This is a genomic window from Salegentibacter lacus, from assembly GCF_020164555.1.
Taxonomy (GTDB): Bacteria; Bacteroidota; Bacteroidia; order Flavobacteriales; family Flavobacteriaceae; genus Salegentibacter; species Salegentibacter lacus.
In genome coordinates, this window is the sequence record NZ_JAIQZB010000020.1 from 33,500 (window position 1) to 58,893 (window position 25,394).

23 protein-coding genes and 2 tRNA genes are annotated in these 25,394 nt (G+C 38.1%); 7 read left to right on the plus strand and 18 right to left on the minus strand.

All coding sequences use genetic code 11. From position 1 onward, the window contains the following. Window positions 1-7 precede the first annotated feature (7 nt). Together LB465_RS15025 and LB465_RS15030 are read right to left on the minus strand one after the other, a co-directional pair. Window positions 8-394 carry a hypothetical protein gene (locus LB465_RS15025; RefSeq protein WP_224470746.1) on the minus strand — a complete coding sequence of 129 codons (387 nt, stop codon included), beginning with the start codon at window positions 392-394 and terminating at the stop codon, window positions 8-10. Window positions 395-599: 205 nt separating this feature from the next. Beyond that, complete coding sequence (locus LB465_RS15030) at window positions 600-1,793, minus strand: GAF domain-containing sensor histidine kinase (protein WP_224470747.1); 1,194 nt, start codon at window positions 1,791-1,793, stop codon at window positions 600-602. 275 nt (window positions 1,794-2,068) lie between these two features. Between LB465_RS15030 and LB465_RS15035 the strand changes: the two genes are divergently transcribed. After that, on the plus strand, window positions 2,069-3,340 hold the full coding sequence (locus LB465_RS15035; protein WP_224470748.1) for a cation:proton antiporter: 1,272 nt from the start codon (window positions 2,069-2,071) through the stop codon (window positions 3,338-3,340). On the opposite strand, the gene LB465_RS15040 is transcribed toward LB465_RS15035, so the two are convergent. From LB465_RS15040 to LB465_RS15050, 3 genes are read right to left on the minus strand one after another with little or no spacing between them, the layout of a single operon-like run. Next, complete coding sequence (locus LB465_RS15040; RefSeq protein ID WP_224470749.1) at window positions 3,317-4,021, minus strand: LrgB family protein; 705 nt, start codon at window positions 4,019-4,021, stop codon at window positions 3,317-3,319. The two genes, LB465_RS15035 and LB465_RS15040, sit on opposite strands and share 24 nt — an antisense overlap. Further along, complete coding sequence (locus tag LB465_RS15045; protein WP_224470750.1) at window positions 4,021-4,353, minus strand: CidA/LrgA family protein; 333 nt, start codon at window positions 4,351-4,353, stop codon at window positions 4,021-4,023. Before LB465_RS15045 ends, LB465_RS15040 begins: the two co-directional genes overlap by 1 nt. Window positions 4,354-4,367: 14 nt before the next feature. After that, complete coding sequence (locus LB465_RS15050) at window positions 4,368-5,138, minus strand: creatininase family protein (RefSeq protein ID WP_237690534.1); 771 nt, start codon at window positions 5,136-5,138, stop codon at window positions 4,368-4,370. A gap of 96 nt (window positions 5,139-5,234) precedes the next feature. Between LB465_RS15050 and LB465_RS15055 the strand changes: the two genes are divergently transcribed. Together LB465_RS15055 and LB465_RS15060 are read left to right on the plus strand one after the other, a co-directional pair. Then, complete coding sequence (locus tag LB465_RS15055; RefSeq protein WP_224470751.1) at window positions 5,235-6,287, plus strand: flavin-containing monooxygenase; 1,053 nt, start codon at window positions 5,235-5,237, stop codon at window positions 6,285-6,287. Between the two features lie 240 nt (window positions 6,288-6,527). Beyond that, entirely contained in the window at window positions 6,528-7,250 is a 723-nt protein-coding gene (locus LB465_RS15060; protein WP_224470752.1) for a hypothetical protein, read from the plus strand. Between the two features lie 241 nt (window positions 7,251-7,491). Here LB465_RS15060 and LB465_RS15065 read toward each other — a convergent pair. The 8 genes from LB465_RS15065 to LB465_RS15100 all read right to left on the minus strand — a co-directional run bounded on the left by LB465_RS15065 (window position 7,492) and on the right by LB465_RS15100 (window position 13,525). Beyond that, window positions 7,492-7,566 (minus strand) — tRNA-Val (locus tag LB465_RS15065). Between the two features lie 96 nt (window positions 7,567-7,662). Continuing rightward, window positions 7,663-7,737 (minus strand) — tRNA-Val (locus LB465_RS15070). Window positions 7,738-7,803: 66 nt separating this feature from the next. Beyond that, complete coding sequence (locus LB465_RS15075) at window positions 7,804-9,024, minus strand: bifunctional folylpolyglutamate synthase/dihydrofolate synthase (protein ID WP_224470753.1); 1,221 nt, start codon at window positions 9,022-9,024, stop codon at window positions 7,804-7,806. After that, window positions 9,025-9,843: an energy transducer TonB gene (locus tag LB465_RS15080; RefSeq protein WP_224470754.1), complete on the minus strand. Its 819-nt coding sequence runs from the start codon at window positions 9,841-9,843 to the stop codon at window positions 9,025-9,027. Window positions 9,844-9,851: 8 nt separating this feature from the next. Further along, the gene (locus LB465_RS15085) at window positions 9,852-10,244 is read right to left on the minus strand and encodes an ExbD/TolR family protein (protein WP_224470755.1); all 393 of its coding nucleotides are present in this window, start codon (window positions 10,242-10,244) and stop codon (window positions 9,852-9,854) included. A gap of 1 nt (window position 10,245) precedes the next feature. Next, window positions 10,246-10,947 (minus strand): MotA/TolQ/ExbB proton channel family protein, encoded by a 702-nt coding sequence (locus LB465_RS15090; protein WP_224470756.1) that lies wholly within the window; start codon window positions 10,945-10,947, stop codon window positions 10,246-10,248. A 221-nt stretch (window positions 10,948-11,168) separates the two neighbouring features. Beyond that, window positions 11,169-12,395: a Glu/Leu/Phe/Val dehydrogenase dimerization domain-containing protein gene (locus tag LB465_RS15095; RefSeq protein ID WP_224470757.1), complete on the minus strand. Its 1,227-nt coding sequence runs from the start codon at window positions 12,393-12,395 to the stop codon at window positions 11,169-11,171. Window positions 12,396-12,460: 65 nt separating this feature from the next. Further along, entirely contained in the window at window positions 12,461-13,525 is a 1,065-nt protein-coding gene (locus tag LB465_RS15100; protein WP_224470758.1) for an anhydro-N-acetylmuramic acid kinase, read from the minus strand. Window positions 13,526-13,618: 93 nt separating this feature from the next. Here LB465_RS15100 and LB465_RS15105 point away from each other — a divergent pair, with 93 nt between their 5' ends. The 3 genes from LB465_RS15105 (at window position 13,619) to LB465_RS15115 (ending at window position 20,989) form a co-directional block, all read left to right on the plus strand. After that, window positions 13,619-14,761, plus strand: a complete 1,143-nt coding sequence (locus LB465_RS15105) for an acyl-CoA dehydrogenase (RefSeq protein WP_224470759.1) — start codon at window positions 13,619-13,621, stop codon at window positions 14,759-14,761. A 238-nt stretch (window positions 14,762-14,999) separates the two neighbouring features. Next, the gene (gene gltB, locus LB465_RS15110; RefSeq protein WP_224470760.1) at window positions 15,000-19,526 is read left to right on the plus strand and encodes a glutamate synthase large subunit; all 4,527 of its coding nucleotides are present in this window, start codon (window positions 15,000-15,002) and stop codon (window positions 19,524-19,526) included. Between the two features lie 2 nt (window positions 19,527-19,528). Next, window positions 19,529-20,989: a glutamate synthase subunit beta gene (locus LB465_RS15115; RefSeq protein ID WP_224470761.1), complete on the plus strand. Its 1,461-nt coding sequence runs from the start codon at window positions 19,529-19,531 to the stop codon at window positions 20,987-20,989. Between the two features lie 262 nt (window positions 20,990-21,251). Here LB465_RS15115 and hemL read toward each other — a convergent pair whose 3' ends face one another. Genes hemL through LB465_RS15135 form a run of 4 tightly spaced genes read right to left on the minus strand, consistent with a single transcriptional unit; the run spans window position 21,252 to window position 24,677 of the window. Next, a complete protein-coding gene (hemL, locus tag LB465_RS15120; protein ID WP_224470762.1) occupies window positions 21,252-22,541 on the minus strand; it encodes a glutamate-1-semialdehyde 2,1-aminomutase in 1,290 nt (429 codons plus the stop codon). A gap of 6 nt (window positions 22,542-22,547) precedes the next feature. Next, window positions 22,548-23,378, minus strand: a complete 831-nt coding sequence (locus LB465_RS15125) for a glucosaminidase domain-containing protein (protein WP_224470763.1) — start codon at window positions 23,376-23,378, stop codon at window positions 22,548-22,550. Between the two features lies 1 nt (window position 23,379). Beyond that, entirely contained in the window at window positions 23,380-24,318 is a 939-nt protein-coding gene (locus LB465_RS15130) for a 1-aminocyclopropane-1-carboxylate deaminase/D-cysteine desulfhydrase (protein WP_224470764.1), read from the minus strand. Window positions 24,319-24,350: 32 nt separating this feature from the next. Then, on the minus strand, window positions 24,351-24,677 hold the full coding sequence (locus tag LB465_RS15135) for a hypothetical protein (protein WP_224470765.1): 327 nt from the start codon (window positions 24,675-24,677) through the stop codon (window positions 24,351-24,353). A 32-nt stretch (window positions 24,678-24,709) separates the two neighbouring features. Here LB465_RS15135 and LB465_RS15140 point away from each other — a divergent pair, with 32 nt between their 5' ends. Then, the gene (locus LB465_RS15140; RefSeq protein WP_224470766.1) at window positions 24,710-24,880 is read left to right on the plus strand and encodes a DUF5522 domain-containing protein; all 171 of its coding nucleotides are present in this window, start codon (window positions 24,710-24,712) and stop codon (window positions 24,878-24,880) included. On the opposite strand, the gene LB465_RS15145 is transcribed toward LB465_RS15140, so the two are convergent. Beyond that, window positions 24,875-25,339: a copper resistance protein NlpE gene (locus LB465_RS15145; protein ID WP_224470767.1), complete on the minus strand. Its 465-nt coding sequence runs from the start codon at window positions 25,337-25,339 to the stop codon at window positions 24,875-24,877. The two genes, LB465_RS15140 and LB465_RS15145, sit on opposite strands and share 6 nt — an antisense overlap. Window positions 25,340-25,394: the final 55 nt, after the last annotated feature.

Below are 25,394 nucleotides of genomic sequence, written 5' to 3' on the forward strand. Positions count from 1 at the left end.
TTATTTTTTAGTATAAAACGAGTTGATAACCCATATTCAGTAGGAAAATTCCTAAAAGGAATAGCAGCACGTATATTACCTGTACAAATTTGAGGTTAAGGACGGTAAGTTTTCGAGAGGTAGGTTCAGGAAATACGAAGAGCCCAAGGCCTATAAAGAGGGAAGTCCAGCCAAGGGCAGTTATTATAAATTCCCAACCCAGTTCCCATGTATTGTGAAATAAAATATTGAGCAAACCTATAATTATAGCGGCAAAAGCAGCTAAAATCAGGAATTTTTGATCTCTTAAATCTTTAAAGATCTGTTGTATGCGTCTGGGATTAAAACTGAGCACAAAAAAGAAAATCAAGAGGTACCAACCCCAGAATTTAGCGAGAAATAGAGAAGTATCCATCTTTACAGCATTTGGTTAGCCTCCCAAATTTAGACTGTAAAAAGAGATTTTAATATGATAAATATCAGTTGATTAACTAATAATTTAAAAACAAGTTTCACCTAATGTGTTAGGCTTTTTGAAAAATTTAAAGGACTTTAAGCAGGATTTAAATGATCTGAACAGCTTTAATTTTGAAGAAAATAAGAATTAGGATTTTTAATCACTAATTCTCTAAAATCATTATCGGAATTTCGACTTGAATGACACCACCATCATCCTGCGGACTAATACTGAAATTACCAGAAAGGCTCTCTACGAGATATTGAACCATATTAAGTCCGAGTCCATGTCCCTTTTCACCCTGTGTTCCAGTAGTGGAGTGCGCGTTTCCGGTTACTATCTCTTCTATCTTTTCTGGTGAGAATCCGGGTCCGGTATCCTCAACCTTAAATAATAACATTTTGTGATTATCGGCTACAGGCAATAGCGAGAGATGCATGGTTACAGCTCCTTCTTCGGGAGTAAACTTTATAGCATTAGAAATCAAATTACCCCCAATTTGCAATAATTTTGAGCTGCTAAACATTTCGCCTGGGATTTCTTCAGTGATTGTCACCTTGAAATCAATATTTTTAATTCCGGCCTGCGGCATGTACAAGGCCTCTAAATTTTGTGCCAAGGCACTAAGCGAGGTTTGGAAGTTTTTATCAGCCTTTGAAGCTTTACTCTCCTGAAGAATTTCTGAAGTTAATTTAAGTAAACTGGAGCTACTTTCTGCAATCAAACTAAAATACTCACTCATTGCTGTATCTTTAGTTTGTTCCTCTATGGCAATTTCACTCAAACCTAGAATTCCATGAACAGGACCACGAATATCATGTGCTAACTTATTCTTAACCTGCACTGCTTCATTAAAACTATGATGAATTTGTTTTTCAGCTTTTAATACCTCCAACTTTTCTACAATTTCCTTTGCAATAAGCTTTAGTATTTCCAATTTTTCTTCAGAAATAGGCATCGCTTTTCTATCCATAACACAGAGCGCACCAATAGCGTGATGCTGGCTTGTTTTTAAAGGAATACCAAAATAATACCTGAGTTTTAATTCTCCGTTTACATATACTTTTTTAAAAAATCGTTCGTCTCTTGAAAGATCTCTTACCTCAAAAAAATCTTCTTTTGTAATAGTATGCTTACAAACCGAATCTTCCTTGGGCATTTGATCTATCTCTACACCATAATTTGAAACTGTCCACTGTGTGTGGTGATCTAGTAGATTTACTAGCGATATTTCGGTACCGGTAACTTTTGCGGCGAGTTCAGAAAGGTTTTTAAAATTTTCTTTTAATTTATTATAGTCAAGATCAAATTCTGAAAGAGCAACAAGACGTTTAAATTCTGTATTTGGGGTTATCATTATGTAGGGCTGTACTGAGTTTATAGTGGCTGTGCCTGAGCAATACTATATACTTAATTTTGAGCAAATCTACAGGAAAACATCCTAATAACTAAGGATTTATCAATAAGAATTCAAGGCATTAAATTATCCCTATTGACGGGAGTTTAACCTGTAATAATTACTCCCGTAATATAAAATTATTTATCTGAAAAGGTAGAATATGTATTTATGCCTGTTAGTGTTTTGTGAAACTATGCACTAAATTTTTTAAAAAGATCTATTTTTAACTTACTATGAAAGAGCACTATTGGATCTTAGCAGGAATTGGGTTTACTACCCTAATTATGGCCTGGCTCCCTTCCATTTCGAAGAAAATAAAAGTTAGCGGTCCTATAATTCTTTTACTAATTGGTTTTCTATTAGTGGGATTGGATTTACCTATTGGATGGCCAGATCCATTATGGGACGATGAGGGGCTTATGTATTTTTCTGAAATGATCGTGATTATTTCCCTGATGGGTGCCGGCTTAAAAATTGGAAATAATTATAGCCTTAAGGCCTGGAAAAGACCTCTTTTATTAGTTTTTTTAACGATGCCGCTTTGTATGATTTCTGCTTATTTCCTGGGGAAAAATTTTCTTTACTTAAGTGTGCCCTCCTCGTTATTACTGGCAGCCGTTCTTGCTCCCACCGATCCCGTTTTAGCCTCTGAAACTCAACTCAACGACCCTGAAAGAGAAAAGGAATACAAAGGAAAAATTAGGTTTGCACTTACCGGGGAAGCCGGTTTAAACGACGGCCTGGCGTTCCCATTTACCTATATGGCGGTCCTGGTGGCCCAAGCCGGAGGTTGGGCTGCTTTCGATTTTACCGATTGGATGCTGGATAAGTTTTTTTTGAAAATTATAATTGGAACAATCGCAGGTTTTGCGATTGGGAATGCTATCGGTTTTATTCTGGACAAAATACATAAACACACCGGCATTAAAACTTTTGATGGTTTCCTCGCTTTATCACTCACATTGTTTAGTTATGGTGCCGCAGAACTTTTACACGGATATGGATTTCTCGCGGTATTCTTTACCGCTTTAAGCCTACGGCATTACGAAAAAATTAGTGGAGATTATAAAACTAAAATGCATGATTTTGTTCACGAAATAGAGCGCATCCTGCTTGTGGTTTGGATTATTCTCTTTGGTGGTTCCATTATTAATGGAATGTTAAACCTAACCGATTGGCGCGGAATTACATTCGCTTTCGCCTTTGTTTTAATTATTAGACCCATTGCCGGATTAATTGGTATGATTGGAATAAAAGACAGTTTTAAAAATAAACTCGCCATTAGCTTCCTCGGAATTAAAGGGATTGGTTCTGTATTTTATCTTGCCTGGGCTTTTGTTCAATTTGAAGGATTTGAACATAAAAATGAACTTTACTCGATTACTGCTTATATTATTTTAATATCTATAGTTGTTCACGGATTCACCGCACCTTCAATTATTGAATATTTTAAGAAGAAAACAGAACAAAACGAAAACGAATCAGGAGATACCCCCAAGGAATAACTGAAGCAAATATGGAGTAATAAGCGCAGTGATAATTCCGTTTACACACATTGCGAGTCCGCTGTAAACACCTGCTAGTTTGCTTTCTTCAAAAGCACGGGCCGTACCAATCCCATGTGCGGCTGTTCCTAAAGCGGTGCCAATGGCAATTTTGCTTTTAATCCCTAATTTCTTTAGAATAAATGGCCCGAAAGCGTTTCCGAAAATTCCAACGGCGATTACAATTCCTGCAGTAATTTCAGGAATTCCACCGGTAAGTTTAGTGATTTCAATAGCAATAGGTGTAGTAACCGACTTTGCTGCTAGTGATTCAATAATAAATCCAGGAACTTTTAAGAGTAAAAGAAAAATAATAACGGTTAAAATCCCGGTAATTCCCCCTACAACTACCGAGAGCAGGAACACTTTTAAATTCTGTTTTACTTCTTCATATTTTTCATAGAAGAAAACGCCAAGCGCAACCACCGATGGCCCCAGGAAAAAACTAATAAATTTTCCGCCGCGATTATAATCTTCAAATTCAATATTAAAAATCAATAAAAATGAAATAATAAATACAATAGCTACCAGAACCGGATTCAGCAGCACATAGTTGAATTTCTTCCGAAGTTCACGGGCACCTGCAAAGGCGATAATACTTATAAAAACCCCAAATACCGGTAATTGAAAAAATTCCTGCATTACTTCCCGAATTTTTCAATAATTATTGCTGAAACATAAAGCGTAATGACGGTGCTGGCGATAACCGCTACTGAGATTGGCAGCCAGTAATCGGCAATTATTTCAAAATAAACCATTAAACCCACACCGTAGGGAATAAAGAACAAAACCAGGTATTTTATTAACTTATCTGAAGCCGGTTTTACATCCTCTAGCTTAACAATTTTAAGCCGTAGAGCCAGGAAAATAAGAAACATTCCCAGAATGTTTCCGGCAATTGGGATTTTAAAAAAATAGGTGATTAACTCACCTATAAGTAAAAACCCAAAAATATAAGCTAAGGCTTTAAGCATTGCGTTTTTAGAAATTAATGATACATATCTTTAAGATCGGCAGCGTGCAATTCTACAAAGAAATCTGCGATCATATCGGTGGCCTTTTCAAAGAAAACTTTTCCTTTTTCAGCAGTTGCAGCTTTAGGGTTTCCCACTCCGGTATCTTCGGTAACCTGTGTCCATTTCCGTTGCGCACTCGCCCAACCTTCTTTTAAAGCTTTAATCTTAAACGTTTTGGCTTTCCCATCTCCGGCTTCCCCAAGCGGCAACACCGACTCCGGTCTTAAATGCATCACAGCTGCGGTTTCAAGCTCCCCCGCGTGATCTCCGGGTTCTTCAAAATAAGGCTTGGCATCAGTAGTTTGCCACCAGTTTACCGAACAGGCAAAGATCTCTGGAAATTCAAGGCTTAATTCCCTAATCATCTGTTTAAAATTATTACCGCCGTGAGCGTTTAAAATTACCAGTTTGTTGATTTTATGTTTCTTTAAAACCTGTGCTACATCTTTTAAAATCGCATACTGAGTGCTTGGATTAAGGTTCATACAGAGCTTTACATCCATTTGACCGGTATTAACTCCAAATGGAATTGTAGGTAAAATCACAGCCTTAGCATCTTTTCTCCAGGCTTTCCCTGCAGCGCTTATTGCAGCTTCTTCCGCAAGAATATTATCGGTTGCATATGGCAAGTGATAATTATGAGCTTCGGTAGCTCCCCAGGGCAAAACCGCTATGCTAAAATCTTCATCTTGAATGTGCTTCCAATTGGTTTCAGCCAGCACATAGGGTCTTATTTTTTCCATAAACTAAATTTCATTTAAAATTAGCAATTCTGTATCTTTTTGCAGGATTTAACGAGCAAAAATTAAAGCCTACCTTTATAATCAAAATTAAACTTAATGCTGGACTTTATAATTGTTGGCGGCGCTCAGGCTGGACTTTCGATGGCCTATTACCTTAATAAAATGGGTAAGGAATATATTGTGGTAGACAAAGAGACGGAAGTTGGAGCTTCGTGGTTAAACCGATGGGATTCATTGAAGCTTTTTACACCTTCAGAATTTAACAATTTACCCGGTATGAAATTCCCAGCAGAAAAAGGTTATTATCCCACCAAAGAGGATGTAGCCGATTATTTTAAAAAGTATGTTGCCGAATTTAATATCGAAGTTAGATTAAATACGCTGGTAGAACAAATTACTAAAGAGGAAGATTACTTTATACTAAAGCATCAAAACGGGGAAATAAAGTCCCAAAATGTAGTAATTGCCACTGGACCATTTCATATTCCCTACACGCCTTCCTTTTCAAAAAAGATTTCAGAGGAAGTTTTCCAGATTCACAGTAACTATTATAAAAACCCGGGACAATTGCAGGAAGGTCCTGCTATGGTTGTAGGTGCGGGAGATTCAGGATTCCAGATCCTGGATGAAGTTTCTCAAACAAATAGAACCACCTATTTTTCCGGTGCTACAGATGTGCGAGTACTTCCGCAGGAGATTTTAGGAAAAACATTGTGGTGGTGGTTCACTAAAATCGGTTTCCTAAGTTTTAGCCGAAAAACCTGGTTAGGTAAAAAGTTGAGTCAGTCAAAACAACCAATCATCGGAACTGATGTAAAGGGCATTCTGAAACGAAACAACGTAATTCCCGTGGGAAAAACCAAAAATGCTAAAGGTGAAATTATAGTTACTGAAAATCGAAAAATTGAAGACTTAAAAAATATCGTCTGGGCAACCGGCTACAGGCCCAATTTTAGCTGGATAGAAGGCCTGGAACTTACCAAAGACGGCTACCCCAAACATCATCAAGGCATAAGTAATATTGAAGGACTTTATTTTATAGGACTTCCCTGGTTGCATACTCGAGGTTCAGCTACTTTAGGCGGAATTAAAAAAGATGCTCAATATTTAGCCAATTATATTGTATTAGAGCAGAATAAGCCTGTATAGGCTAACCGTATTATTCTCAAAAGTTCGTGAAGAATTGAAACTTTACATCGAGAAATTTTTACCTATCTAAACCTTTTTAATCAGTTTAATTAATATACTGAATTACTATAGGTCTGATCACAACAATCTTTATTAAGGTTCGTTATAAAAATATAAGCTGCTAATTCCTAAAAACATCTCTTTCTACTTAGGGGAGTGTTGGCAGGGTAGTTGTAATACTTAAACCTAAACCCTAAAAAAATGAAAAAATTATTTTCCAAATTACTCACAGTTACACTTTTGGCTGGTATTTCTGCCTGTAGTTCAGATAACTCTACAGAGCAACCAGAGCAGGAACAAACTACCCTATCGGTAAATTTTAATACCGTGACATCACCTTTTGACGTACAGGCAGAGAGATCCGCATCTAACAAACAAGCTACAGGAGGTAACTTTGTGTTTAGCGATGGATTCATTACCATATCAGAACTGGAATATGAAGCGGAATCAGAAAATGATTTGGAAACGGTGGAATTCGAACTTGAACAAGTTATAGTGATAGATTTTGCTACAGGAATTCCGACACCGGACATTAGAGCAATATCGATTCCTGCTGGAACTTATGAAGAAGTGGAAATAGAAGTAGAGCTATTTGATGAGACAGACGAACCCTCGGTTGTTTTAAATGGTACTTACACCTCCCCGGATGGAACCACTCACCTGGTTCGCTTTGAATTTAATTCAGATGAAGAGTTTGAAGTAGAAAGGGAAGGAACCATAATTTTCACCGAAAATCAATCGGCCATTGCAGAAATCACTTTTGATCCATCATTCTGGTTTGCAGGAGTTACTGACGAGCACATGGAAAATGCCAATAAAAATATGGATGGCATAATACTGATAAGTGAAGATTCTAATACCGATATATTTGATATCGTTGAAGAAGGCTTGGAATTGGCAACTGACCTAGAGATTGAAAACTAGGCTTTCAGCAAGACTAATCTATCTTCAACTATAAGGTGTCAACAAACATTTATAATACTAAGAGGCTGTCTAATCAGGCAGTCTCTTTTTTTTTAAGCAATAGAGAAACCTGGCATAGTAGAGTCATTGCTAATATTAAATGTTTCTATAGATTGACTACAGATGCAACATAGGTTTTCAATAAAGCTTCGACCATAAAAAATCCCTAAAGTAGGTGAACTTAGGGATTTGGGAGTAAAAGTGGGCGCGAAGGGATTCGAACCCCTGACCCCTTGGGTGTAAACCAAGTGCTCTGAACCAACTGAGCTACGCGCCCCCAATTTCAATAAATTAACCTTCTAGTTTATAGAGAAAAGCTAAACCCTCTAAGCTAAAAAAAGGCTTCCTTTTATAGAAGCCTTTTGAATTTCTGTGGGCGCGAAGGGATTCGAACCCCTGACCCCTTGGGTGTAAACCAAGTGCTCTGAACCAACTGAGCTACGCGCCCTATTCCTGAATGCGGATGCAAATATAGATTAGTTTTTAATCTACACCAAGAAAAATTTCAAAAAAATTAAATTATTTCTGCTACCGTAAAAGTGCTCCCCCCTACAAACACCAGGTCTTCATCCAAGGCCGCGTCTACTGCAGCATCGTAGGCTTCTGGAACTGAACTAAATAATCTACCTTCCAATTCAAATTCAGACGCTTTTTCTTGTAAAATTTCGGCCTCCAATCCTCGAGGAACATCTGGTTTTGAAAAATAATAAATGGCTGTTTTAGGGAATAAAGGAAGAATTTTATTCAAATCTTTATCGTTCACCACGCCTAAGACAATGTGTAGATGCTGAAATTTCTCCTTTTTCAGTTGTTTGAAGACCAAAGTTAAACCTTCACTATTATGAGCGGTATCACAAATTACTTTAGGCTTTTCCTTTAAAATATCCCAGCGGCCCTGTAGCGAGGTATGCAGTTTTACGCTATTAAGTCCGTTTTTAAGACATTCTTCCGGAATTTCCCAGCCTTTTTCTCGCAAAACTTTCACCGTAGCAATTACACTTTTAATATTCCTATTCTGGTAATCACCCTTTAGATCTGTGTGATATTTTGGAAGTTTTAAATCTTGTGCAAAGTAAATTTCCGAATTATGTTTTTGAACTTCTTCAGTAAAAACCGCCGTAGTTTCTTTTTGTTTTTCACTTATTATTACCGGAATATTATCTTTTATAATTCCGGCTTTTTCACGCGCAATTTCGGGTAACGTATCTCCTAAAAATGCGGTGTGATCTAATCCTATATTGGTGATGACTGAAACTTCAGGAGTAATAATATTAGTAGAATCAAGACGACCGCCCAAGCCAACTTCAATTATAGCGATATCTACATTTACCCTGGCAAAATGATCGAAAGCCATTCCCACGGTCATTTCAAAAAAAGAAAGTTCATTTTCCGTTAGAAAATCTTTGTGTTCTTTAATAAAACCTACTACAGATTTTTTAAGAATAAATTTTCCGTTGACTTTAATTCGCTCCCGAAAGTCTTTTAAATGCGGGGAAGTATATAACCCAACTTTGAAACCGGCTTCCTGTAAAACAGAAGCCAACATATGGCTGGTAGAACCTTTGCCATTGGTGCCGGCAATATGAACTGACTTAAACTTCTTATGCGGATTACCTAAATGTTCTGCAAGTTTTATGGTGCGGGAAAGATCTTTTTTGAATGCCTGCGCACCTACTCTTTGGTACATAGGCAACTGCTGAAACATCCATTCAACAGTTTTAGTATATGCCTCCACTTATTCAGAAAGTTTGAAGTTATAAATTATAGTTCCAACCTGGCGAGAAGGTGCATTGCTATCGCTATTAAAACGAGTTGCCATCGCCGCTCTTCTTGCAGGATCTGTTAAACAGGCAGCGCTGTTAGTTGTTCCTTTTACACCCGGTGTAGCGTTAATTACCTGTCCGTTTTGGTTTACTTCAATACGCACCACCACAATCCCGGATTCATTACAATCCTGAACAAATTTTTCTTTATTTAAAGCACGCCTTCCACCTAAGCGATAATTACCATCACCATCCAGGCCTGAGCCAGTTCCGTAGTAAGAGCTTGCATTAGGGTCACCGTCTGGGTCGCCTTTATCTCCTGCCTGATTATCGTTGCCTTCTCCTCCACTTTCGGTACCGGAACGCTCCGGGCCGTTTAGAATACTACTCATAGCATCGGTAGTAGACTGGTCTGGTTTGGGTTCGGGCTTTTTAGCTGGTGGTTCTTCTACAGGTTTTTCTGGTTTTTTTTCTACTACCGGCTTTGGTTTTTGTTTTTCCTGAATCACCGGAGCTTCCTCCATTTGCTGTGTTACAACTTCTTCCTCTATAACCGGTTCTGGCTGTGTTTGAGCTTCAGGTACAGTGGTTTGTTGAGGAGCAGATTTTACCGGCTCGGTAGGTTGCTCTTCTCCGGAACCAACTTCAGATGTACCAAAATTTATAGCAATACCACTCTCTGGTGGTGGATCTAAATATTTAAAACCCAACAGAAATAACAATGCAATTAACAGCACGTGCAAAACAACCGTGATGGTAAAAGATTTTTTTTCGTGTTTGGTTTCTAACATAATTAGATTTATTCAGGTTTAACCGCTAAAACGATTCTGTAACTATTTCGATTTGCGATATCCATAACATTTACGGCCTTTTCGATAGGCACCCCTTCGTCTGCCCTTAATACAATAGTTGGTTTTTCTTTGCCTGCCAGTTTCGTCCTTAAGGTGCTTTCTAATGCTGCCTGTGAAATGCGTTCATCGTCAACATAAAATTGAAGGTCTTTAGTAATGCTCACCGCTACATTTTGAACACTGGTCGTTTTCCCTTTGGCTTTTGGAAGTATTAGATCTAAAGCTTCTGGAGTAATTACCGGCGAGGTAAGCATAAAAAAGATCAATAACAGAAACACAATATCTGTCATTGAGCTCATACTAAACTCGGGGCTTACTTTATTTCTTCCTCTCAAATTCATATTAAGCGGGCTCGTTTAACAGGTCAAGGAAATCTACTGCCGTAGCTTCCATTTGATGCACTACTTTATCGGTTTTTACCACTAAATGGTTATAACCAATATAAGCGATAATACCTACAATAAGTCCGGCAACGGTTGTGGTCATCGCGGTATAAATACCCTCGGCTAGCGCTCCCATTTGAGCCTGGCCACTACTTGTTGCCAGTTCATGAAAGGCAATTACCATACCGATAACAGTTCCCAAAAACCCAATCATAGGTGCAGCTCCGGCAATGGTTGCCAAAATACTTACGTTCTTTTCAAGTTTGTAAACTTCTAAGCGGCCTGCATTCTCTATAGCGGTATTAATATCGTCCAAAGGACTTCCTATTCTGGAAATTCCTTTTTCAGTTAATCTCGCTACTGGAGAATCACTTTGTGCACAACGCATTTTAGCCGATTCAATATTCCCATTTAAAACATTATCTTTTATCTGGAGCATAAAATTCTTATCTACCTGGCTGGCCGATTTTATTGCAAAAAGCCTTTCAAAGTAAATGTAAACTGCAGCGAACAAAAGGATAAATAAAATAAGAATAATAATTTGGCCTCCAAGGCCTCCACTAAGCATTAAATCGAATAAAGACAGGGTTTTTTCTTCTACCACCGGCTCTGCCTCCTGGGCGGCTTCGGCAACGCCGTCCTGCTGAAAAAAGTATAGCATAAGTTTCTAATTGGGTTTTTAATGTAACGTGATAAACCAGATTTAATTGTAATCCAAATTTAGTAAAATAATCAGCAGTGCAAACTGCTTTATCCCAATTGGGAATTTTTTATTTTTTGAATCTGATTTTTAATAATTTTTATTCATAAAAAAATCCCGCTCGAAAGCGGGATCTTCAGAAATAATCTCAATCAACTAAAATTAAAAGATTAATCAAAAATTTATACCAATTGCTTCAGTGCAACTTCAAAAGCGGTCTTACTTATATTGGTTTTACTACTATTATGATCGTAGGTATTTTGAATTGCATTTTTAATGGTCATAGAAGTATCATTAAAAATAGACTCATCGGTCATTTGTACTCTTCTCTCCATAAAATATGCGAAAACCCTCGCCATTCCGCAGTTTGCTATAAAATCGGGAATAAGGCTAACTTTTTCATCGGTAGATTCCATAATAGAACCAAAGAAAATTTCTTTATCGGCAAAAGGAACATTTGCTCCACTGGTAATTACCTCTAATTTTCTTTCAATAAGACTATTAATCTGGTCTTGCGTGATTAAACGGGAAGCTGCACAAGGAGCAAAGATCTCTGCATCAATTTCCCAAATCTTCTCGTTGATTTCTTCAAAAGGAATCAGGTTATCGTGCTTAAGAGTATTTCCCTCTTTATTAAGGAAAAGCTCTTTAATTTCTTCAAAAGTGAATCCGTCTTCATTTATTAAACCACCTGCACGGTCTATGATTCCAACTACTTTAACGCCAATTTGCGCCAAGTAATACGCTGCTGCAGAACCTACATTACCAAAACCCTGAACAATTGCCTTTTTCTTTGTAACATCGCCACCATAAATATCATAGTAATGTTTCACTGATTCGGCAACGCCGTAACCGGTAATCATATCGGCCACAGTATATTTTCGAGTAACATCTGGAGAAAAGCGAGTGTTTTCCAAAACTTTAATTACACCCTGACGTAACTGTCCAATCCTATTAATTTTATCGGCTTCACTAGGCTTAAAATGCCCGTTAAAAACGCCTTCCTGTGGATGCCAAACCCCGCAATCTTCAGTAATAGGAATTACTTCATTTATTTCGTCTACATTTAGATCGCCACCGGTGCCGTAGTAACTCTTTAACAATGGGGAAACAGCTTTATACCAACGCTCCAAAACGCCTTTTTTTCGAGGATCATTTGGATCGAAATTTATTCCCGATTTCGCTCCTCCAATTGGAGGCCCTGAAACGGTGAATTTCACTTCCATGGTTTTAGCAAGAGAAAGCACTTCATTTTGGTCTAATCCTACACGCATCCTCGTTCCTCCACCGGCAGCACCGCCACGTAAAGAATTAATTACAGTCCAACCTTCGGCTTCGGTTTCAGAATCTTTCCAGTTAAAAACTATTTCGGGTTCTTTATTTTCGTATAATTTTAATAATTCCTTCATTTATACTCTAATTTTTCGCAAATATATAAACTAAGAGGTATATTTTTAATTTTTCAGCAAAAAGTTTAGATCTCGTAAATTACTCCTGAAGAATGATCTTTTTTAGCGCCGGTTACCGATTTTAATACATTTACCTCATCTCGAAGTTTTAGCACGCCCAATAATCCGAAAATCAAAGCCTCTTTATAATTTATAATTTCATCTGAAGGAATCGTGAAATGGCAATTAGACTCTTTTTTCAAAAGCCTGATTAAAAAATTATTAAATGTTCCGCCGCCGGTCATAAAAACTTTTGAGTCGGAATTGTCATCCAGCGTTTTTGCGATCTGCTGAGACACGTGAACAGTGTAAGTATGAAGAATATCCTGAAGGTTTTCTGCATATTCTTCCAAAATGGGGAAAACTTCAGACTTAACCCATTCTATGCCTAAGGATTTTGGTGGTTTTTGATTATAAAAAGTCAGCTTATTCAGCTTTTTGAGTAATTCTTTATTCAGTTTACCGGAAGCTGCCAGTTTCCCACCTTCGTCAAACTCTTTTCCTAATTTTTGAGCGTAATAATTTAAAACAGTATTTACGGCACAAATATCATAGGCAAGACGTTCCTCATTTTTTTGGGTAGAGATATTTGCGAATCCACCTAAATTGAGACAATATTTATAATCTGAAAAAAGCAACTGATCACCAATTGGAACAAGGGGTGCGCCCTGCCCGCCCAGTTCAACATCCTGAACTCTAAAATCGCAAATTACTGTTTGACCTGTGAGATAAGCAAGTTCTGGTAAATTCCCTATTTGTAAAGTATAATTATTTTCGGGCTCATGCTTAATAGTATGCCCGTGACTACAAATTGCATCAATATCCATTATATGATGGGTTTCAATAAAACGGGAGATGATTCCGGCTAAAAAATTTGTGTATTTTTTATTTAGCGCTTCTAAGCGTTCGTCTGAATAATTAATGGCTGCAGCAAAAGTTTCCTGCCAGTTCAAGGGATAAGGAATGGTTTCAGCCTTTAATATCTTATAACTCCAGGAGTTTTTAAAGTCGAAATTAACATAGACCATATCAATACCATCTAAGGATGTCCCCGACATCACACCAATAACTTTGTAATTAGCTTTTTTCATATTCGTAAAATTAATGAAACTAAATTGAAAATTACACACCAAAACTTTACCTTTGGTGACTAAAATTAGATTTTCCTAAATTAAAATAATAATATGGATTTCAAACTTACAGAAGAACATATAATGATTCGCGATGCCGCGCGTGATTTCGCTAAAAACGAATTATTGCCTGGTGTGATAGAAAGAGACGAGAAACAGGAGTTCCCTGCCGAGCAGGTGAAGAAGATGGGAGAGCTTGGTTTTCTTGGCATGATGGCTTCTCCAGAATTTGGCGGCGGCGGTATGGATACCATATCTTACATTCTTGCAATGGAAGAAATTTCAAAAATTGATGCTTCTGCTTCTGTGGTAATGTCAGTTAATAATTCCCTGGTTTGCTGGGGGCTTGACACCTACGGAAACCAGGAACAAAAAGAAAAATACCTTTCTAAACTTACTACCGGGGAGAAACTTGGAGCATTCTGTCTTTCTGAACCGGAAGCTGGAAGCGATGCAACTTCACAGCGCACCACCGCTATAGATAAAGGAGATCATTATTTATTAAACGGAACAAAAAATTGGATTACCAACGGGAATTCAGCCGATTATTATATTGTAATTGCCCAAACCGATCGCGAGAAAAAACATAAAGGAATTAATGCCTTTATAGTAGAAAAAGGAACCGAAGGTTTTGAAATTGGACCTAAAGAACAGAAAATGGGAATTCGCGGAAGCGATACGCATTCTTTAAATTTCAACGATATTAAAGTTCCAAAGGAAAATAGAATTGGCGAAGATGGCTTCGGTTTCAAATTCGCTATGAAAACACTTTCTGGCGGAAGAATAGGGATTGCTGCCCAGGCATTAGGGATTGCTTCGGGAGCTTACGAATTGGCTTTAGATTATTCCAAACAACGTAAAGCTTTTGGCACCGAAATTTGTAATCACCAGGCTATCGCATTTAAGCTGGCCGATATGTACACGTCAATTGAAGCTTCAAGACATTTGGTAATGAAAGCAGCCTGGGATAAAGACCAGGGCGGTAATTATGACCTTACCGGTGCAATGGCTAAAGTTTACGCCTCAAAAACCGCGATGGATGTTACTACCGAAGCTGTACAGGTGCACGGTGGGAATGGTTATGTAAAAGAATACCACGTAGAACGTTTAATGCGTGATGCAAAAATTACCCAGATATACGAAGGAACTTCAGAAATTCAAAAAATTGTAATTTCAAGGGCTATCCTTAAAGATTAATTTTCTTGTTAATTATTGTAATTAAGTCCGGTTTTTCTAAAATCGGACTTTTTTTATGCCCTAAAACAAATATTTGATTTATAGAATCAATAATAGAAATGGGGTCAAATTACATAATTATCATTTTTAATAAATTTAATTGTTTTTACTGAATTTCTTCTTACTTTAAGGAACAAACGCTTCATAATATTTATCTAAATAGGTAATTTTGAGACGATAACTTAAGGACGACAAGGACATGAAATTAAAAAAACAGGGGCTCTATTCACCCGAATTTGAGCATGATAATTGTGGCGCAGGATTTATATGTAATCTAAAAGGCAAGCGTACAAACGATATAATTCATAAAGCCTTAGATATTCTTATTCGCTTAGAACATAGAGGGGCGGTAAGTGCAGATGGCAAAACTGGCGATGGTGCCGGAATATTAATTGAAATACCTCACGATTTCTTCAAAAAAACCTGTGAATTCAAACTTCCGGATTTTAAGGAATATGCAGTAGGAATGGTTTTTCTTCCACAGTCTGAAAATCAGCGTAGAATCTGTCGTGAGATTTTTGAGGAAGAAATTATTGGGCAAGGGCTTAATCTTATTGGCTGGCGTGAAGTGCCAGTGAATAGAGCGTGTTTGGGAAGCATCGCTTCACTCACTGAACCCAATGTACAACAGGTTTTTATAGGAAAAGGAGACGATGTATCTGATGAAAGTTTTAATGCAAAACTTTTTGCTGCCAGAAAAATCGCCGAACATAGAATTGAAAAATCAGAACTTTCTGAAGCAGAATATTTTTACCTGCCAAGTTTATCAACAAATACCATTATCTATAAAGGTTTGTTGATGCCACAGGATATCAACATCTATTACCGTGACCTTAACGAACCAGATGTTGTCACCAAACTTGCTTTGGTACACCAGCGTTTTTCCACCAATACTTTTCCAACCTGGGATTTAGCACAACCCTTCCGCTATATGTGTCACAATGGGGAGATAAACACGCTTCGCGGAAATTTAAGCCGAATGAAAGCCAGGGAAGAGCTTTTTGAAAGCGAAAAATTTGGAGAAGACCTAAAGGAGGTTATCCCTATTGTTCCGGAAGGAAAATCAGATTCAGCCTCTATGGATATGGTTTTGGAACTGTTGCTACAAACCGGGCGTTCTTTACCTGAAGCTATTATGATGATGGTACCGGAAGCCTGGGAGAAAAACCCTACCATGGCCGATGAAAAGAAAGCATTTTACGAATATAATGCCTGTATTATGGAGCCCTGGGATGGACCGGCTTCTATTCCATTTACGGATGGGAAATATATAGGTGCACTATTAGACAGAAATGGTTTACGTCCTTCCAGATACACGCTTACAAAAGATGGTTACGTAATTATGTCTTCTGAAACCGGGGTTTTAGAGGTTAAACCGGAAAATGTTGAATTGCACGGAAGATTAGAGCCGGGGAGAATGTTCCTGGTAGATATGCAGGAAGGCCGAATTATTGGTGATGAGGAAGTAAAGCAAAAAATAATTTCAGAAAGACCTTATCGTAAATGGTTAGACGAGAATTTACTTAATCTATCTGAAGTAGCTTATACCGGGAATAAAACCCCGGTTGAGAAAATAGACATCAATACCAGGCAAAAGCTTTTTGGATATACACAGGAAGACATAAAAACCATAATTAGCCCGATGGCGCTTCAGGGAAAAGAGGCGATTGGCTCTATGGGTGCGGATATTCCTTTGGCGGTACTTTCAGACAAATCGCAGCTGTTATTCAATTATTTTAAGCAATTATTTGCGCAGGTTACAAACCCGCCTTTAGACGGAATAAGGGAAGAAATTGTAACCGATATCAGCCTTGCAATTGGGGAAGACCGAAATTTGTTCGATATCATTCCGGAGCAGTCCAAGAAATTAAGAATCCAAAATCCCGTGATTTCCAACGAGGATTTGGATAAAATAAAATATATAGAGCATCCCGATTTCAAAACCGCCTCTATTTCGATTTTGTACGAAGCCGAAAAAGGTCTAAATGGACTCGAAACAAGACTCGATGAAATTATTTACGAAATAAATGATGCAGTAGATGATGGATGTAATGTGATAATTCTTACAGACCGAAATGCTGATCCAAAATTAGCGCCAATTCCTTCGCTCTTGGCTTGTTCTTTTGTGCATCACCGAGTGAAGAAATACAACAGAAGATCTTCCTTCGGAATTGTAATAGAATCGGCTGAACCAAGAGAACCACATCATTTCGCTTTATTATTCGGTTATGGTGCCAGCGCCATTAATCCTTATATGGTAAATGAAATTATCTACAGCCTCGTCGAAGAAAAGGAAATTGAAGTTGATGATCCTGAAGTTGCCGTAGAGAATTTTAACGTAGCGATTGGAAAAGGGATTGTGAAGATTATGAATAAGATTGGTATTTCTACCCTTCACTCCTATCGTGGTGCCCAAATTTTCGAAATCCTTGGATTAAACCAGAAATTTGTAGATAAATATTTCACCAATACACCAACCCGAATTGAGGGAATTGGATTGTATGAAGTAGAAAAAGAAATTCAAAAACGCTTTGAAAACGCCTTTGCTCCAAAGAAAACAGATACCGATCTGGATCTGGAAATTGGAGGTGATTACCGCTGGAGAAGAACCGGAGAAAGACATATGTTTAATCCGGCCAGTGTGGCTAAATTGCAACAGGCGGTAAAGCAAAACAGCACTAAAGCTTACGAAGAATATTCAAAATTAATCAACGACCAAAGCGAACGTTTAATGACGCTTCGCGGAATGTTTAAGTTCCGTGATTTAAATCCTATTCCAGTTGATGAAGTAGAACCCTGGACAGAGATCGTAAAACGTTTTAAAACAGGCGCCATGTCTTTTGGTTCCATAAGTAAAGAGGCGCACGAAAACCTTGCGGTTGCTATGAACCGTATGCAGGGAAAAAGTAATTCGGGAGAAGGAGGAGAAGATCCGCAGCGTTTCCATAAAGATCTTGATGGAAACTGGAGGAATTCTGCTATAAAACAGGTTGCTTCAGGAAGATTTGGGGTTTCTATTAATTATTTGAGCAACGCTAAAGAAATTCAAATTAAAATGGCTCAGGGTGCAAAACCCGGAGAAGGTGGGCAACTGCCGGGACCAAAAGTAAATCCCGATATTGCTAAAACCAGAAATTCCACTCCTTATGTAGGATTAATTTCACCACCACCTCACCACGATATTTATTCCATCGAGGATTTGGCGCAATTAATCTTCGACCTTAAAAATGCGAACCGCGAAGCCAGAATCAACGTTAAACTCGTTTCTAAAGTTGGCGTGGGAACTATTGCTGCCGGTGTGGCAAAAGCAAAAGCCGATGTCGTTCTTATTTCAGGTTTTGACGGCGGTACGGGAGCTTCTCCCCTCACCTCGCTTAGACACGCAGGTCTGCCCTGGGAGCTAGGAATCGCCGAAGCCCAGCAAACATTACTTATAAATAATCTTAGAAACAGGATTGTTGTTGAGTGTGATGGCCAATTAAAAACCGGTCGTGATGTAGCTATTGCTACTTTACTTGGTGCAGAAGAATTTGGTTTTTCTACGGCACCGCTTGTCGCCTCAGGTTGCATTATGATGCGTGCCTGCCACTTAAACACCTGTCCCGTTGGAATCGCAACACAAGACCCTGAACTTCGTAAGAAATTTAAAGGTACTCCTGAAGACGTAATTAATTTTATGTATTTCATCGCGCAGGAATTAAGACAGATTATGGCCGATCTCGGCTTTAGGAATATCAACGAAATGGTTGGCCAGAGTCAAAAGCTGGACATGAACCGGGCGATAGAACATTACAAAGCTCAGGGGTTAGACCTTTCTAATATTCTATATAAGCCGAAGATCGATGAAGATATGCCGCTATATAATACCGAAACCCAAGATCACAATCTTGAAAACGTGCTGGATTTCGAAATATTAAAGCAGGCGCATCCGGCGATTTATCGAAAAGAAAAAATGAGCCTGGATTTCCCAATTAGCAACATTAACCGTACAACCGGTGCTATTTTAAGTAATGAAATTTCAAAAATTCACGGGGCAAAAGGATTACCTAATGGCACGCTTACTTTAAATTTCACCGGTTCCGGTGGGCAAAGTTTTGGTGCTTTTGCTACCAAGGGTCTAACGATGAATATTAATGGTAATTCAAACGATTATTTAGGAAAAGGGCTCTCTGGAGCAACTTTAAGTGTAAGAAAGCCCAAGGAAGCATCCTTTAAATCTAACGAGAACGTCATTATTGGTAATGTCGCACTTTACGGCGCTACAGATGGTGAAGCATATATTAACGGAATGGGCGGTGAGCGTTTCTGCGTAAGAAACTCCGGTGCCAAAGCCGTTATTGAAGGAATTGGAGATCACGGTTGTGAATATATGACCGGTGGAATTGCAGTAATTCTGGGAAGAATAGGGAGAAATTTCGCTGCCGGAATGAGCGGGGGAATTGCTTATATCTATAACCCCGACAATTCTACTGTAGACCATCATAATTTCAATATGGAAATGATTGGTTTAGAAGATCCTTCAGAAGAAAATAAAAAAGAATTAAAAGAACTTATTGAAAATCACTACCGCTACACCGAGAGCGATGTAGCAAAGGAAATTCTTGAAAACTGGAACGAAAATGCCGGTAAATTCATAAAAGTGATGCCAACCGAATTTAAAAAAGCATTACAAAAAATGGAAGAAGAGAAAATGGAAAAAGAACAAGTAGAACTCAAAACAGCATAATTATGGGTAAGATAAGAGGTTTTATGGAATATGACCGTAAGGTTGAAGAGACAGAAGCTGTTGAAAAACGAGTTAAAGATTATAAAGAATTTACTAAAGAAATGTCTCCCGAGGAATTAGGTGTTCAGGGAGCGCGATGTATGGATTGTGGGATTCCGTTTTGTCACAGCGGTTGCCCGGTTGGGAATTTGATTCCCGATTTTAATCACGCGGTTTATAAAAACGACTGGAAAAAAGCACTTAAAATTTTACACGGAACAAATAATTTTCCTGAATTTACAGGCAGATTATGCCCTGCACCTTGCGAATCGGCTTGTGTTCTCGGGATCACAGATCCGCCGGTTGCGATTGAACTTATTGAAAAATATATCGTAGAACGCGGATTCAAAGAAGGTTGGATTACACCCCAACCTCCAGAATCTCGAACAGGAAAAGCAGTTGCAGTTGTAGGTTCTGGTCCTGCCGGGCTCGCAGCAGCCCAACAATTGAACCGCGCCGGGCACGAGGTTACCGTGTTTGAAAGAGACAAGAAAATTGGCGGACTTTTACGTTACGGAATCCCCGATTTTAAGATGGAAAAGCAAGTGATAGATCGTCGGGTAAACGTTATGAAAGAAGAAGGGATTAAATTTGAAACAGGGGTTCATGTAGGTGAAAATTATGAAGCTGAAAAACTTAAAGAATTTGATGCCGTAGTACTTTGCGGTGGCGCTACTAAACGCCGTAATCTTCCAATAGAAGGTATTGAAGGTGACGGTGTAATGCAGGCAATGGATTTCCTTAAAAACAACAACGAAGTTGTTGACGGATTAAAAGAACTAACCGCAGAATATTCGGCTGCAGGTAAAAATGTCATTGTTATTGGAGGTGGTGATACCGGTTCTGACTGTGTAGGAACTTCTAACCGACACGGTGCAAAATCTGTCACGAATTTTGAAATTATGCCAATGCCAACAGAGCATAGAGATAATGAAAATCCATGGCCCTACTGGCCTTTTACGCTAAAGACCACTTCTTCTCACGAAGAAGGTGTAGAGCGTAACTGGAGTATTAATACTAAAGAATTTATTAGGGATAAAGAAGGAAAATTAAAAGCTTTAAAAACCATAAATATAGAATGGGTTAAAGGTGAAAACGGAAGACCACAGCTTCAAGAAATAGCAGGTTCAGAAAAAGAATGGCCTTGTGAATTGGTGCTTTTGGCCTTAGGTTTCACCGGACCTGAAAAAACCTTAAGTGAACAATTAGGTTTGCAACTGGATAGCCGAACCAATATAAAAGGTGATGAAAGCTACCAAACCAACGTTCCAAACATTTTTGCTGCAGGGGATATGCGCCGCGGACAATCTTTAATTGTCTGGGCAATTTCTGAAGGCCGTGAAGCAGCTTATCACGTAGATAAATACCTAATGGGAAAATCTATGTTACCAAGAAAAGGGGAAGGCGATCTTCCCGCTGCTTAATTTGAATTTTGAATAAATTGTAATTTAAAAGTGCCCGGATTTCGGGCGCTTTTATCTTTTTTTAATTATTGTTCCAGTAAACTACTTCGGAGCAAGCTCACGAAGCATTATAATTGAAAAATATAATTTGATTTCGAGACAAGCCTCGGAGCATTCAATCTCGATTATCGAGTAAAACTGTATTGTTTCCGCTTCTAACATTTCGGATCATCTTAGATCCTGAAATAAACCCGCCTGAACGGACGAAAATTAGTTTGACGAATTAAAGCGTTTTAGCAACTTTATCTACTGCTTCAATAGTTTTATCAAGATCTTCATAGGACAGTGCATCACTTATAAACCAGGTTTCAAAAGCACTTGGCGCAATATAAATTCCGTTTTCTAACATTCCGTGGAAAAATTTATTGAAAATCCCATTTCGTGCTGATTTAGCGGCAGATTCAAAATCTACCACCGGCTCTTCCCCAAAATGAATCGAGATCATAGAACCTATACGGTTTATGGTATGTGCAACCTTATTTTCAGAAAGTACTTTTTCTATTCCTTCGTGAAGATAAGCGGTCTTCTTGTCTATACTTTCAAAAATGCTTCGGTTATTATCTAATTCGGTTAACATCGCTAGTCCGGCAGCCATTGCTAAAGGATTTCCGCTTAAAGTTCCCGCCTGATAAACAGGACCAATGGGAGCAAGGTAATCCATAATTTCATTTCGGGCAGCAAAAGCACCAACCGGCAAACCACCTCCAATAACTTTTCCGAAGCAAGCAATATCTGCATTCACTCCCAATCGTTCCTGAACACCACCTGCAGCAAGCCTAAACCCACTCATTACCTCATCAAAAATCAATAGGATATCGTGTTGATCACAAAGTTCGCGTAAACCTTCTAAAAAGCCTTTATTTGGAGGAATACATCCCATATTTCCCGGCACCGGTTCTATAATAAGACAGGCAATTTCATCTTTATTGGCTTCAATTAAAGACTTTACGTTTTCAAGATCATTATATTTTGCAAGCAATGTATCTTTTGCCGTACCTTTTGTAACTCCCGGGCTATTTGGGGTTCCAAAAGTAATCGCACCACTCCCGGCCTGGATGAGAAAAGAATCGCTATGCCCGTGATAACAGCCGGCAAATTTGATGATCTTTTCTTTTCCAGTAAAACCACGAGCAAGTCTAACCGCACTCATGGTAGCCTCGGTCCCAGAATTCACCATTCTTATCTTATCGATATTCGGAACCATTTTTACCGCTAATTCTGCGATTTTGGTTTCAATTTCGGTAGGTGTACCAAAAGAAGTTCCTTTTTTGGCAATATCAATTACCGCATCAATTACCGGTTTGTGCGCGTGACCTAAGATTAACGGACCCCACGAATTTATATAGTCTATTAATTTGTTTCCATCTTCATCATACAAATATGCTCCTTCGGCTCTTTTGATAAAAATAGGCTCTCCGCCCACCGCCTTAAATGCTCTCACCGGAGAGTTAACCCCACCGGGAATTACTTTTTGTGCCGAAGCAAACAATTCACTACTTCTTTTATAAATCATAAATTTTTATTCTGAAGAGATAATCACCAACATTTGCCCAACGGAAATATTAGTATCTCTTAAATTATTAAATCGCTGTAATTCTTCTACAGTGGTATTATGCTGTTTCGCAATCCCATATAAAGTATCGCCTTTTTTAACCGTGTAAGTAACCGACTCGGGTGATTCAGGGGTGTACGTATAACTTGGGGAAGGCCGTTCTAAGACAGTGGCGTCAAATTGATAAAGCCTATAACGCTCTATTAAACTGATTAATTTATCAGGATAACGTCTATCAGTAGCATAACCTGCCTTTCTCAAACCTTTAGCCCAGCCTTTATAATCATCTCTGTCCAATTCAAATAGATCTGCATAACGTTTTCTTTCTGTTAGGAACAGAGAGTGGTCCCTGTAAGAATAACGTGCGTCTTTATATTTTCTAAAACATTCATCTCGAGCGTCATCATCATGATAAGCTCGTGCTCCTTTCCAGTCGTGGCATTTAATTCCAAAATGATTATTGGCCCGCATGGTAAGGTCTCCTTTACCTCCACCAGATTCTAAAATTCCCTGGGCCAGGGTAATACTTGCGGGAATATCGTAAAGTCGCATCTCTTCCATTGCCACAGCCGCAAAATCCCTAATATAATCTTCTACGGTGTACAACCTGGGATTCACAGGTGGTAATTTGGGAGTTTCTCCTAAAGGCTTCATCCCTTCTACCACTCTATTTTCAGCAGACTCAATAGCATTCTCTCTATTTGAATCTTTTTTAGTAGTGACTACTTTTTTCTTGCTTCCGCAGGAAACCGCAAATAATGACAGAAAAAGCAAAACAAAAAACCGGTTGATTCTCATATTAAAAAGTGATTAGAGGCAATTTTTTATTTTTTAAAAGTGTGTTCATTCCCTGGATTCCCTGTAAACCACCGGTGTGAACGGCTAAAATCTTACTCCCGGAAGGAAAATATCCGGTTTTTATCAGGTCAAAAATACCAAAAACTAATTTTCCCGTATATACCGGATCTAATTGAATTTGATATTTTTCTTTGAATTTATTAATAAAATTTATCAAATGCGAATCTACCTTAGCATAACCGCCAAAATGGTAGTTTAGTATTAATTCCCAATTATTCTTAGTGCTGTACTTTTTAATTTCTTCGGAAAGAAAATCACCTTTTAAAGCAGGAAATCCCAGTATTTTCTGATTTTCGGTAGAGGCATTTATCAAGCCAGAAAGTGTTCCTCCTGTTCCTACTGAAGCAGCTATAAAGTCGAATTCTTTATCTTTCTCGCTTAAAATCTCCTCACAACCTTTTATCGCTAATTCATTGGTACCACCTTCGGGAATCAAATAAAATTCACCGAATTCTTCATTAAGTTTCTGCTGAAACTCTAATGTTTCTTTTTCCCGATACGCTTCCCGGGAAACAAAATTGAATTGCATTGCGCAGGAATGAGCAAAATTTAAAGTTCTGTTTTGAGCTAAAGTTTTCTCGAGATCTTCTCCTAATTCTTCTCCTCTAATAACTCCAATAGTATTTAAACCCGAAATTTTTCCAGCCGCAGCTGTAGCTGCTATATGGTTCGAATAAGCTCCACCAAAAGTCAACAAGGTTTTCTTTTCTTGTTTCTTAGCTTCAAGAATATTGTATTTAAGCTTCCTAAATTTATTCCCGGAAACTTCAGGATGCAGCAAATCTTCCCGCTTTAAGTGAAGGGATATTCCATTAGGAAATTCAGCTATAAATTGATTTTCCGAAGAAATTAAAGCATTAAAATCTAAGTAATTCGGCATAGAACAAAGGTCTAATTTCTGAGACTAACCACCTATACAAATTGCAAAAATGCCCAGAATTTACGCTCCTTAATATAATTCTCTTTCATTTCCTGGGTATAAGCTTCCCGCTCAAAACTAATATTTTTATAAGCTAAAAAACGATCCTTATACTGAATTAAACGCAGCAGATATTCCAATAAGTACCAAATATAAAAAGGCAGGATAAGCAATTCCAATTGTTGCCTAAGATGAATCTTTTCGTGATTAATAAAAGTTTCATCTTTCTTAAGTTCCGGATTTTTTATAATCACAAAAGGCCATAAACTCACGCCTTTAAAAGATTTCCCCAGGAGATATTTGTTAACGATTAGAATCACGTGTGGAAGTTAAGAAATTGTATTTTTGCGGTATGAGTTTTTTCAAAAAAAGAATTCCGCTGGAAGAAGGCGATTACTACACAACGCCGGAAGGCTATCGCTGTTTTACCGAGCAATATCACTTAAAACGAGGCTATTGCTGCGAAAGTGGTTGCAGGCATTGCCCCTACGGTTTTGATAAAAAAACCGGCAAGCAATTATAAATCATTGATTTTTGTTAGTCTGTATTTCATTGCAGAATCTCCCATTACTTTAGATTCGTCTTTAAAAACCTGCAGCAGATAATTTTGACTTACCTTAAAATATAGTTTTTGTCGCTCTCCTAAACTAATAGTGTTCCCTTGCTTGTTCCACTCAAATTTCCCGGTTTCGTTCAAGTTATTTTCTTCAGCCTCCGCCCTACCCAAATAGTGTTGTGAAAGCACATAATCTAAATTATCATCTATTTGAATACTGGTTTCAATCCCGTCACAATCCTCACAGGGCAGGAAACCCTCGTAAACTCCGGTCCAATCCAAGGAAGCACGAGGATTGTAAGTATTATCTGTAGTGCTTTCTATATTTTCTACTGAACTTTCAATAGTTTTTAGTTTTGAATTATTTTTTTCATTCTTACAGGAAACAAGACAAAAAACAGCAAGAAGAATTATAATAGATTTCATAATTTATTTCTTTAAAAGAGCGCTAAATTTATAGAAAATGAAATTTAAAACTTCT